Origin of the sequence: Amycolatopsis dendrobii (assembly GCF_014145675.1) — a bacterium.
GTDB classification, from domain to species: domain Bacteria; phylum Actinomycetota; class Actinomycetes; order Mycobacteriales; family Pseudonocardiaceae; genus Amycolatopsis; species Amycolatopsis dendrobii.
This window is the reverse complement of sequence record NZ_JACGZW010000003.1, coordinates 447,321-458,733: the sequence shown is the minus strand read 5'-3', so window position 1 is coordinate 458,733 and position 11,413 is coordinate 447,321. Positions and strand designations below refer to the sequence as shown.

Sequence of the window (11,413 nt, the reverse complement as noted above, 5' to 3'; positions counted from 1 at the left end):
CGTCCGCGATGCATGCGGACTACAGGGAAAATCGTGGGAGCGAGCGCGCTGCTGCTGACGGTCGCGGCGTGCGGGGGCAACGGAACCGTGGCTGCGCCGGTTTCCTCGGGGCCGCCGTCCAGTTCGGTGTCGGTGTCCTCGCCGCCGCCGTCGCCGTCCTCGACGTCGGTTGCGCCGCCGCCGGTGTCTGGGCCGCCGAAGAGCCGTCCGACGCAGGGTGTGCCGCCTGGGGACACGGCGCCTGCTGCTGGGCAGGTCAATGCTTCGGCGCTTCCGGCCGGGTATCCGCACGACGTCACGCTCGCGGAGGGTGGCTCGGTCGTGGTGATCCAGGCTGAAGAGGGCGGATGCGACAAGCTCAGCGCGAAGGCGGGTGAGCAGACGGCTGCTCAGGTTGTCGTGCTGGTGACTCTTGCCAAGGCGCCGCACGGGCAGATGTGTCCCATGCACGTGCGGGAGATTTCGTTGCCGGTACGGCTCGCTGCCCCGCTGGGCGGACGGGAATTGGTGTTGAAGCCCGGTCCGTGAAGATCGGGTGCAACCCGGCCGGGCGGCCGCTCCGTCTAGGGGGCATGAGGTACTCGACGAAGCTGATCGGAACGACACGACTGGCGGGCGCGGCACTGGTGCTCACGATGGCGGCCGCGTGCGGCAGTCCGACGAGCATGGCGAACGCACCAGCGTCCGGGACCGAGACTGCGCCGGCGAGCGGCAGCGCTTCGACCTCGGTGCCGCCATCGGGCAAGCCCCAGTTCAACCCTCCCGCGGGGGCGGTTCGGGTTCCGGACAACCGGGTCGACGGGGCTGCGTTGCCCAAGACGTTTCCCAAGGAGGTTTATACGGACAGCGGGGGGAAGGTGCTCGTGGTGCGGGCTGAGGAAGGGGGATGCGGGCATGCGCTCGGGTCGGCTGTTGAGCAGAGCGCTCAGCGGGTGGTGGTCGATTTGAGCGAGACCAAGGCGCAGACCGGGCAGATGTGCACTATGGATCTGCGGCATCCGGTGATTTCGGTGCCGTTGGAGGCGGCGTTGGGGGAGCGGACTGTGGTGTTGAAACAGTCTCCGCCTCGGTGAGGTCGCTCGGGTGATGGGTCGGACGGCTTCGTCGGGGGGTTGTTCGGCTCGTCGCCTGGGGGCGACATCGGCCGTCTTGGGTTGCGTGGGGCACCCCGAAGGGTGATTGTGCTGACGGTTCGGGGGTGCTTGTCAAGGCGGGAAAGATGCCTTGACAAGCACCCCCGAACCGCAGGGCGGCTTCGTATCGGGGTGCGGGGGAGGGGCTGGGTGCCTCGCTGGTTGGGTGCGTCGGCTGCGGTTTGGTGAGTGGGGCTAGCGCCCCAATGTGGCATTGGGTGCGTCAGATGCACCCAATGTGGCGTTCGGTGCGTGGGACGCACCCAATGCCACATTGGGGCGTGCCGGGGGCTGGTGGGTGGGTCGTGAGGGGAACCCTGAGGGAATCTGAGTATGTGAAGGGGCCCTTCACGTACTTCGGGGGCTGAGCAGTCCACAGTGGACGTTTTGGTCTGTTCGGGGTTGTGTCGATGGCCGTGGGGCTGGTGCGGCCCTAGGCTTGGGTGATGGGAACTCGCCAGGTTTCGCGCAGTGCTCTCGTTGCTGCTGCGCCGGAACGGATTTTCGCGTTGCTGGCCGATCCGGCGCAGCATCCGCTCATTGACGGGTCGGGCACGGTTCGAGGCAGCCGTGGGTCTGCGCCGGCGCGGTTGTCGCTGGGGGCGCAGTTCGGCATGGAAATGCGGATGGGGGCGCCGTACCGGATTCAGAACACCGTGGTCGAGTTCGAGGAGAATCGGCTGATCGCTTGGCGGCACTTCGCAGGGCACCGGTGGCGTTGGCTGCTTGAGCCGACTGGGGACGGACGCACTGAAGTCACCGAGACTTTTGACTGGTCTACTGCGCGGTCGCCGCTGGCGATCCGGTTGCTCGGCTTTCCCCAGCGCAACGCCGAGGCCATCGAGAAGACTCTCGCCCGGTTGGGCGGGATGTTTCCCGGATGACCTCGGCGCCGGTTTCCGTCAGCGGAAGCTGATCTGCAGGACCGGTTCGCTGGTTTCGGAGAAGAAGTCGTTGCCCTTGTCGTCGATGACGATGAACGCGGGGAACTCTTCGACCTCGATTTTCCAGACCGCTTCCATGCCGAGTTCGGCGTACTCGAGCACGTCGACCTTCTTGATGCAGTCCTTCGCCAGCCGGGCGGCCGGGCCGCCGATCGAGCCGAGGTAGAAGCCGCCGTGTTCCTTGCACGCGGCGGTGACCTGCTTCGAGCGGTTGCCCTTCGCCAGCATGACCAGCGAGCCGCCCGCTGCCTGGAACTGGGCGACGTACGAGTCCATCCGGCCCGCGGTCGTCGGGCCGAACGAGCCGGACGCGTAGCCGTCGGGGGTCTTCGCCGGGCCCGCGTAGTAGACCGGGTGATCGCGCAGGTACTGCGGCATCTCCTCGCCCGCGTCGAGACGTTCGGCGATCTTGGCGTGGGCGATGTCGCGCGCCACGACCAGCGGGCCGGTCAGCGACAGGCGCGTCTTCACCGGCAGTTGCGCCAGCTGGGCGCGGATCTGGTCCATCGGCTGGTTCAAGTCGACCGACACGACCTCGTCGGACAGGTCGTCCTCGGTGACGTCCGGCAGGAAGCGGGCCGGGTCGCGTTCGAGCTGCTCGATGAACACGCCCTCGCTCGTGATCTTCGCCTTCGCCTGGCGGTCGGCCGAGCAGGACACCGCGACGCCGACCGGGCAGCTCGCGCCGTGCCGCGGCAGGCGGATCACCCGGACGTCGTGGCAGAAGTACTTGCCGCCGAACTGCGCGCCGATGCCGAACTGGCGCGTCATCTCCAGCACCTGCTGCTCGAGGTCGCGGTCGCGGAACGCGTGGCCCAGCTCGGAACCCTCGGCGGGCAGGTTGTCCAGGTAGCGCGCGGAGGCCAGCTTCGCGACCTTGAGGTTGAACTCGGCCGACATGCCGCCGACCACGATCGCCAGGTGGTACGGCGGGCACGCGGCGGTGCCCAGGCTGCGCAGCTTCTCGTCCAGGAACCGGGCGAGCCGCTTCGGGTTCAGGACTGCCTTCGTTTCCTGGTACAGGAACGTTTTGTTCGCGCTGCCGCCGCCCTTGGCCATGAACAGGAACTCGTACGACGGATCCGTCGCGTCCGAGTCCTTGTGGTAGAGCTCGACCTGCGCGGGCAGGTTCGTGCCGGTGTTGCGCTCTTCCCAGAAGTTGATCGGGGCCATCTGCGAGTAGCGCAGGTTCAGCTGCTGGTAGGCGTCGAAAATGCCCTGCGACAGCGCGCGCTCGTCGTCGCCGCCGGACAGCACGCCCTCGGTGCGCTTGCCGATGACGATCGCGGTGCCGGTGTCCTGGCACATCGGCAGCACGCCGCCGGCCGAAATGGCCGCGTTGCGGAGCAGGTCCATCGCGACGAACCGGTCGTTGCCGCTGGCCTCGGGGTCGTCGACGATCGCGCGCAGCTGCTGCAGATGTGACGTACGCAACAGATGCTGGATGTCGGTGATCGCCGTGCGCGCGAGCGTCGTCAGCGCTTCCGGATCGACCTTCAGAAACTTCCGCCCGGCGGCTTCGACGGTCTCGACGCCGTCGGCGGTGACCAGCCGGTACTCGGTGGTGGTGTCCTTGCCGAGCGGCAGGACTTCGGTGTGCTGGAACGTGGTGGGCGGCACAGCGAGGCTCCTTTGCCCTGATCGGGATTGGCTCACGGTACTCAGCGGGTTCCGCCCGGTCGCACGGGCGCGGGGACGCTGTGGGATAGCGCACTCCGCGGCTTTTCGCGCGGGCATGGTCGGGAGGCCGGGCCCACCCCGACGGACCCGACCTCCCGGGGAAAGCGGACCGGATGCGCACACATCCGCCCCGCGTGACTAACGGGACCCCCGCCGGCGCGTTGACCGGACGCCGCACAGCGGGGGTCGCGAACGCTTGCTACCCACTGCCCAGAACCGCCAAACGCGAACGAGACGCGAATTCCACGATCGGGTGCGCGGAGTGGTGACGGGATTGCGGTGGGTGTCGGTAGAAACGGGATCAAGGGGAGGAAACGGGGCATGGAAGGAGGGTTGTGCGCCCAGAAGGGGCTGAAGTGGCTGGTGGTGCTCAAGTGGCTGGTGAGGCTGGTGGTGTTGCTGAGGCGATTTGTCGGCAAATCAGTGCGGCCGTGATCGGGGCGGTGAGTGGGGGAGATCGGAGGCGGGACACGGGTGAAACCCCTGGTCGGACCGGTCGAATGATGCCGCGCTCTTCAGGGCGGGCGAGAGGGGAAACCGGGGTCAGGCACGACAGAAACCACGGCCGGAAAGCCGAAACGAAGGTTCTGCGGAACCGGCGGTGCGAACCGCCGCCCCTCGCAAGTCGAACGACTCCGCGGTCGTCGGGACGGCTGACGGCGGAGATCGGGGCGGGACGCGACAGGACCTCGGGCCGGAGGGCCGAACTGAGGGTGCTGCACAACCAGTGGCGTGAACCGCCGGAAAGCCGCGCGACCCCGCCGTCATCCGGGCGGCAAACGGCCCAAACCCTGGTCCGGACACGACAAAACCCCCGGTCCGGAAACCGAACCGAGGGTCCTGCGCAATCAGCGGCCCGAACCGCTGCCCACCGAAACAATCTTCTGGCCGAGGGTCTCCGCCCCGCCTGACCGAGCCCCACCCGGTCCCCGCGGAAAACCCCGGCCCGCCCGTCCGCGTGCCTGCCGCGGCCGGCTCACCGGACCCCACGCCCGGTCAGCCCGCCGCGCCAGCCCGAATCAGCCCCGCTGGACCGGCTTTTCCGCCCTCCCCGGAACCCGGGCCCCGAACCCCGGCTCCGGAAGAGGGAAGAAACTCAGCTGGCGTACGCCCGAAGCCGGTCGGCCCGCTCGCCCTGGCGCAGTTTCGCCATGACCTCGCGTTCGATCTGCCGCACGCGTTCGCGGGACAGGCCGAAGTGCTTGCCGATCTGGTCGAGCGTGCGCGGCTGGCCGTCGTCGAGGCCGTAGCGCAGCCGGATCACGTGCTGTTCGCGGTCGTCCAGCGTGGCCAGGACCCGGCGGAGGTCGTCCTGCAGCAGGCCGGAGATGACGGCGCTCTCGGCGTCGGTCGCCTCCGAGTCCTCGATGAAGTCGCCCAGCGGGGCGTCCTCCTCGGTGCCCACCGGCATGTCGAGGCTCACCGGGTCGCGCGACTGGTCGAGCAGGTCCGAGATCTTGTGCACCGGAATGCCCGATTCGGCGCTCAGTTCCTCGTGCGTCGCGTCGCGGCCCAGCTGCTGGTGCAGGTCGCGGCGGATCCGGGCCAGCTTGTTCACCTGTTCGACCAGGTGGACCGGCAGCCGGATCGTGCGGCCCTGGTCCGCCATGCCGCGGGTGATGGCCTGGCGGATCCACCACGTGGCGTACGTGGAGAACTTGAACCCCTTGGAGTAGTCGAACTTCTCCACCGCGCGGATCAGGCCCAGGTTCCCCTCCTGGATCAGGTCGAGCAGCGGCATGCCCCGCCCGGTGTAGCGCTTCGCGAGCGACACCACGAGGCGGAGGTTGGCCTCCAGCAGGTGGTTCTTCGCGGTGTGGCCGTCGCGCACCAGCGCGCGCAGCTCCTTGCGGCGCTGCTGCGTGAGGTCCTCGGCGGTGTCGAGCATGTGCTGGGCGAAGACCCCGGCTTCGATCCGCTTCGCCAGCTCCACCTCGTCGGCCGCGGTGAGCAGCGCGGTCTTGCCGATGCCGTTCAGGTACACGCGCACCAGGTCGGCGGCGGGGCTCTGGGCGTCGAGGTCGGCGTCGGTGAGCGCCCCCACGCTCGGACGCTCCTCGGTCTGCTGTGCTGGAATCCGGCGCTCGCGAATCCCGCGCGCTTCGCGTTCGAGAGTCTGGACTGACATTCTGCCTCCCCGGTCACGGGCTGAACGTGTCTCGCCGGCGCCTGCGGGACGGGGCCTGTGGAATCCCGTGTCCGCGGGCCCAGCCGGCTTGGCTGGACACTGGTCTCAACGCCCCGGGAAGCTGAAACGTTCCCGGCTCGCTGAAATGAGGACGGGCGTACCCGCCCCGCGGTTGCTCCACCAAAACTGAGGTTTTGCTGAGAACCGCTGCGCTCCGGGAAATATGCGCGAATCGCGCTGCGTGCCTTCGATGTTACGCGGCCTTCTCCACTGTGGTCTAGACCTCAACCAGAACGGTGAACGGGCCGTCGTTCACGCTTTCCACGGCCATCTGCGCGCCGAACCGTCCGGTCGAGACGGTCGCGCCGCGGCCGCGCAGTTCCGCGACCACGGCGTCCACCAGGGGTTCGGCGATTTCCGGCCGGGCGGCGGCGGTCCACGACGGGCGGCGGCCCTTGCGGGTGTCGCCGTAGAGCGTGAACTGCGACACCACGAGCAGCGGCGCCCCGGTCGTCGCACACGATTCCTCGTCGCGCAGCAACCGGAGTTCGTGCAGTTTGCGGGCCATCGTCGCGGCCTTCGCGAGATCGTCGTCACGGTGCACGCCCAGCAATACGAGCAGTCCGGGTTCCTTGATCTCCCCGGCAATCTCCCCCGCGACGGTCACGCTCGCGCGGGTGACCCGCGCCGCCACCGCCCTCACCGCGGCGAACCGGGCACGAGCATGCCGTGCCGCACGAGTTCGCGGACGATCGGCAAAGCGGCTGCGGCCAGTTCGGCCGAATCGAGGCCCTGCGCGGCGGACAACAGGTCCAGCAAATCCGACAGCGGCAGCGCACCGCGGCAACCCGCGAGAAGACGCGTAGTGAGTTCGTCGACCTCGTGCTGCCAACCGGGTCCGTCGGTGCGATGCAACCGCCGCACGGTTGTTTCCCAGCCTTCATCGCCAGGAGAGTCGACGCGTTCGAGCAGCACTGTGTCGGGTACCCGAAACGCTACGTCCAACACATTGTCGCCGTGCGTACGCAGCCACTCGACGCGGTCGAGCCAGTTCGCTGCTTCGGGGCCCAGCGGGTCGTCGTAAGCCTGTCGCAAGTCTTCGCAAACAACAGTCGGCGTCTGACCGTTCGCGCGCCGCAGTGTCACGAAGCCGAATCCGATGCCCTGTACGTCGTTTTCGGTGAACCAGTCGAGCCACGCGGCAGCCTTCGCGCGGCCTTCGGGCGAGCGCGGGTCGATGCCTTCGTCGCGAAGCCAGGTGCCGACGTACAGCCCGGGGTCGGCGACGTCGCGCTGTACGAACCAGGCGTCGGTCTCCGGCGGCAGCCAGCGCGCGACGCGGTCGCCCCAGTCTTCGCCGCGACGGTGCAGCCACGACGCGAGGAGCTGGCCCGTGCCGCCGTCGTTGAGGAAGCTCGGCAGCTGACGGACGACGAGCGCGCTCGCGTCGTCGCCGGCCAAGCCGGAGTCGCGGTAGGTGTAGTCGACGCGCGGCGGACCGACCACGAATGGCGGATTGCACACGATCTGGTCGAAGCGGCGGCGTGCGACCGGCGCGAACCATTCGCCGCGCAGCAGTTCGACCTCCAATTCGTTCAGCCGGAACGTGCCCGCGGCCAGCGCGAGCGCGCGAGCCGACACATCGGTCGCGGTGACCCGCTGCGCGTGCCGGGTCGCGTGCAGCGCCTGGACGCCGTTGCCGGTGCCGAGGTCGAGCAGGGTGCCGACCGGGCGGCGGCTGGTCGCGCGGATCAGGCTCAGCGACGCGTGCCCGACGCCGAGCACGTGGTCCTCGGGCACGACGTGGCCGAGCATGTCGGCGTCGAGGTCGGAGACGACCCACCACGAACCGTCCTCGTCGCCGTGCGGGCGGATGTCGAGCGCGGCGCGGAACTCGTCCCCGACGGTCCGCAGGATGCCCGCGGTCACCGCGTCGTCCGCGCTGAGCGGCGCGAACGCCGACGAGACAGTCTTCTCCGGCTCGGCGAGACCGAGCAGGAACAGCCGGATGAAGACGCCGAGATCGCCCGCGTCGAGGCTTGCGCGGCGGGCGGGTTCGGGCTCGCCGCGGCCGAGCGCCGTGTGCGCGGCACCGCCGAGCGCGTCGACGACGCCGTCAGCGTCGTAGCCGGTGCGTCGGAACGCTTCGCGCAGCCGCGCGCAGACGTCGTCGGAAAGGTCAGGGAGAGGCGTGTTCGTGCTCACGGTGGGTAAGCCTGCCACGATGAGCATCGTGACCACCGAGACCACCGAGCGTGTCCTGGCTCCGCTTGAAGCGGCACTGCCGGAGCTTGAAGCGCTGTACGTCGATCTGCACCGTCATCCCGAGCTGGCGTTCACCGAAACCCGCACGGCAGCCGAGTTGGCCCGAAGGCTGACTGAAGACGGCTTCGAGGTGCACACCGGCATCGGTCGCACCGGCGTCGTCGGGGTCCTGCGTAACGGCGAAGGACCAACTGTGCTGCTTCGTGCGGACATCGACGCGTTGCCAGTCGAGGAGCAGACAGGGCTCTCGTACGCGAGCACCGCGCGCGGCGTCGACTCCGAGGGGCGCGACGTGCCGCTGATGCACGCCTGCGGGCATGACATGCACGCGACGTGGCTCTCCGGGGCCGCGCACCTTCTCGCGGCTTCGCGGGAGCAGTGGTCCGGCACGTTGCTCGCGCTCTTCCAGCCCGGGGAAGAGGCCGGTGACGGTGCCGCGGGAATGGTCCGCGACGGTCTCTTCGACCGGGTCGGCCGCCCCGACGTGGTCTTCGGGCAGCACATCGTGCCTGGTCCGGCCGGGTGGGTGCTGACGCGTCCCGGCGTGATCATGGCGGCGACCGACACCTTGCGGATCACCCTGCACGGTCGTGGCGGGCACGGGTCGCGGCCGGAAACCACGGTCGACCCGGCGGTGCTGGCGGCGTCTGTGGTGCTCAAGCTGCAGACGATCGTGTCGCGGGAGATCGCCGCGACCGAGCCTGCTGTGGTGACTGTCGGCTCGATGCACGTCGGGACCGCGGCGAATGTGATCGCTGACCATGCAGTGCTGGAGGTCAATACCCGGGCCTTCGACGACGCTGTGTTGCTGCGGCTGCGCAAGGCGATCGAACGGATCGTGAACGGCGAAGCCGCGGCTGCGGGGGCGCCTCAGCCGCCTACGGTGGAGGTCGTCGCGTCCTATCCGGTCACGGCGAACGACGCTGCCGTGTCGGACGAGTTGACTGAGGTGTTTCGCGGGCACTTCGGGGCGGAGGCGACGATGCCCGCGCCATTGGTCACCGGCAGCGAGGATTTCAGCGAGTTCGGGCGCGCGGCCGGGGTCCCGTCGGTGTTCTGGCTGGTCGGCGGGTTCGACGCGCAGCAGGTGATTACCGCGATGACGGAGGGGCGGTTCGAGACGGACGTGCCCTCGAATCACTCGTCCAAGTTCGCGCCGGTGCTGCATCCGACCTTGCGGACCGGGGTCGAGACGCTGGTCGTCGCCGCGCTGTCCCGGTTTGCCCGTCCGGGTGTCGCGGAAGGGCGGTGAGTGAGACGATGGAACGCGGAGGTGGTGCTGTGAACGCACCCCACGGAGCCGATCCCCGCCCCGAGCCTGTGTTGATCACCGAGGCCGAGCCGTCGCTGGACGATCAGCTGGCGGCGCGGAAGCGGAAGTACGTCATCATGATGGTGTGCCGGATTCCCTGCCTCATTTTGGCCGGGCTGACTTATCACACGTGGTGGCTGGCGATTTTGTTCTTGGTGATTTCCGTGCCGTTGCCTTGGATCGCGGTGCTGATCGCCAATGACCGGCCGCCTAAGAAGTCGGAGAAGGTCAATCGGTACGCGCGGGATGCTCGGCAGATTGAAGGACGGAAACATCGGGTGATCGACGGGTAGGGCCCGTCTGGTCGGCTCGTCGCCTGGCGGCGACCTTGCCGTGGGGTGGTTGCGTGGGGCACCCCGAAGCTTGAGTGTGCTGACGGTTCGGGGGTGCTTGTCAAGGCGGGAAAGATGCCTTAAACGTGCGGCCTGCGTGCTGACCTGGTGTTTTGACCAAAGTAGGCTCTCACCTGGTCGTTTCCAGTGTCAATAGGTCGCGATCGGTCGCACATCAGGGAGCCGAAGTCGCAACTTTCGCAGATCTCTTCCCATGGCCTTTCCCACGCTGGCGCTACCGTTGGGGCCTCCTCGCGAGAGCGCGGAGGCCCCCGAGAGAGGGCGGCGGAGGCTCTCCGGAGCCCCGAGGATCACAGCGCACGAGAGTGCACCCGCTCCACGTAGAGGCTTGCATCCTCCGCGGTTGGTGGAAGCTGAGAACGACGAAGGCCCCCGGCACACTGGAAGCGCTGGGGGCCTTCGTCGCGTCCGGGGTAAGCCTGCGGCCAGGGCACGCCGCATGGCTACTTGCTGCGGTAGTGCGCGAGTGCCCGCCGCTGCAACGTTTTGTCGAACAGGGCGTGCGTCATCGTCTCCTCGTCACCGGCGACGATCACTGCGTCGGCAGGGACGGGAATGCGCGGGTATTCGCGGTGCAGACGCCCGTTTGCCGAGTGCAAGGTCATCGAGACCTCCGGCATCCAACACCCCGTCGAGACAGCCACCCAGGCAACCTGCTCAGCCCGGACGATCGCGCCAGCGTTCAGTCCGCCAGCCCGCATCCACGGCGACGCCGTGCGTCCCCAGTTCAGCGGAGCGGGCACGAACTCAGCCACGCGGACCCATACCGGCCTCGGCAGCCCCACCTCCCGCAGAGCTGACCGGGCGTCCTCGTCTTCCCTGAACCTGTCGAACATGTGTTCTAGTGTTGCACGAAATACCCAGGCCGGAGGGTGCGCAGGGGGCTGAATCACCGTCCGGCGTCACCGCGGCAGTTGATTCCGGACGGGCCTCGGGTTGGCCGGTGTTCGGCAAGACCACGGCTGCTCGCTCCCCTCTAAGGTCGCGCTGGCTTGGCCGCGGCGTCAACGAGGTTCGTCCCGTGTAGGTTCAAGTCATGGACCCGGACCAGCCTGCCGAGACCACCAAGTGGACGATCCATGGCGAACGCGTGGTCGACGACACGCGACGCTTGCGGCTTAGCGTCGCCTCGGTCGAACTGCCTGACGGCGTGACCTTCGAGCAGTACGTCATGCGGATGCCGAAGGCCGCGATGATGGTGGTTCTCGACGATCCCGGCACGTCCGTGTTGATGATGTGGCGGCATCGCTGGATCTTCGATCGTTGGGTCTGGGAGCTTCCGGGCGGATACGTCAATCCGGACGAGGTCCCGTCGGCTACGGCAGCACGCGAGGTCGAAGAGGAGACGGGATGGCGACCGCGCACTAGCGAGCCGTTGGCTTCGCTTCAGCCGAACGTCGGGATCGCCGACAACGAGAACCTGCTATTCCTGTCGCGCGGTGCGGAGTATGTCGGCGGAGACGTCGACATTAACGAGGCCGAGCGAGTGGCGTGGGTGCCGTTGTCGTCCGTGCGGGAGCGAATTGCCAAGGGCGAGATCCTCGGCGCTTCATCGCAGGTCGGTCTTCTGCACGTGATCGCGTTCCCGCCCGGCTAGT

General features: G+C 68.3%; 11 protein-coding genes. 6 read left to right on the top strand and 5 right to left on the bottom strand.

The genetic code is table 11. The features are described from left to right. Positions 1–33 precede the first annotated feature (33 nt). The 3 genes from H4281_RS10485 to H4281_RS10475 all read left to right on the top strand — a co-directional run bounded on the left by H4281_RS10485 (position 34) and on the right by H4281_RS10475 (position 2,017). Complete coding sequence (locus H4281_RS10485) at positions 34–528, top strand: hypothetical protein (protein WP_312872087.1); 495 nt, start codon at positions 34–36, stop codon at positions 526–528. 44 nt (positions 529–572) lie between these two features. Next, positions 573–1,073: a hypothetical protein gene (locus H4281_RS10480; RefSeq protein WP_220506961.1), complete on the top strand. Its 501-nt coding sequence runs from the start codon at positions 573–575 to the stop codon at positions 1,071–1,073. A gap of 506 nt (positions 1,074–1,579) precedes the next feature. Next, the gene (locus tag H4281_RS10475) at positions 1,580–2,017 is read left to right on the top strand and encodes an SRPBCC family protein (protein WP_182890669.1); all 438 of its coding nucleotides are present in this window, start codon (positions 1,580–1,582) and stop codon (positions 2,015–2,017) included. 18 nt (positions 2,018–2,035) lie between these two features. Here H4281_RS10475 and H4281_RS10470 read toward each other — a convergent pair whose 3' ends face one another. The 4 genes from H4281_RS10470 to H4281_RS10455 all read right to left on the bottom strand — a co-directional run bounded on the left by H4281_RS10470 (position 2,036) and on the right by H4281_RS10455 (position 8,117). After that, positions 2,036–3,697: a fumarate hydratase gene (locus H4281_RS10470; protein WP_116206878.1), complete on the bottom strand. Its 1,662-nt coding sequence runs from the start codon at positions 3,695–3,697 to the stop codon at positions 2,036–2,038. Positions 3,698–4,853: 1,156 nt separating this feature from the next. After that, complete coding sequence (locus H4281_RS10465) at positions 4,854–5,885, bottom strand: sigma-70 family RNA polymerase sigma factor (RefSeq protein ID WP_220506960.1); 1,032 nt, start codon at positions 5,883–5,885, stop codon at positions 4,854–4,856. A 277-nt stretch (positions 5,886–6,162) separates the two neighbouring features. Next, positions 6,163–6,588 (bottom strand): D-aminoacyl-tRNA deacylase, encoded by a 426-nt coding sequence (gene dtd, locus H4281_RS10460; protein ID WP_182890668.1) that lies wholly within the window; start codon positions 6,586–6,588, stop codon positions 6,163–6,165. Further along, entirely contained in the window at positions 6,585–8,117 is a 1,533-nt protein-coding gene (locus tag H4281_RS10455) for a DUF7782 domain-containing protein (RefSeq protein WP_182890910.1), read from the bottom strand. Before H4281_RS10455 ends, dtd begins: the two co-directional genes overlap by 4 nt. Here H4281_RS10455 and H4281_RS10450 point away from each other — a divergent pair. Both H4281_RS10450 and H4281_RS10445 read left to right on the top strand, forming a co-directional pair. Further along, positions 8,110–9,402 (top strand): amidohydrolase, encoded by a 1,293-nt coding sequence (locus tag H4281_RS10450; protein WP_182890667.1) that lies wholly within the window; start codon positions 8,110–8,112, stop codon positions 9,400–9,402. The genes H4281_RS10455 and H4281_RS10450 overlap by 8 nt on opposite strands. A gap of 8 nt (positions 9,403–9,410) precedes the next feature. After that, positions 9,411–9,755 carry a DUF3099 domain-containing protein gene (locus H4281_RS10445; protein ID WP_182890909.1) on the top strand — a complete coding sequence of 115 codons (345 nt, stop codon included), beginning with the start codon at positions 9,411–9,413 and terminating at the stop codon, positions 9,753–9,755. Between the two features lie 503 nt (positions 9,756–10,258). On the opposite strand, the gene H4281_RS10440 is transcribed toward H4281_RS10445, so the two are convergent. Continuing rightward, entirely contained in the window at positions 10,259–10,651 is a 393-nt protein-coding gene (locus tag H4281_RS10440; protein ID WP_182890666.1) for a hypothetical protein, read from the bottom strand. Between the two features lie 200 nt (positions 10,652–10,851). Here H4281_RS10440 and H4281_RS10435 point away from each other — a divergent pair, with 200 nt between their 5' ends. Then, the gene (locus tag H4281_RS10435; protein ID WP_182890665.1) at positions 10,852–11,412 is read left to right on the top strand and encodes an NUDIX domain-containing protein; all 561 of its coding nucleotides are present in this window, start codon (positions 10,852–10,854) and stop codon (positions 11,410–11,412) included. The last annotated feature ends 1 nt before the right edge of the window (position 11,413 follow it).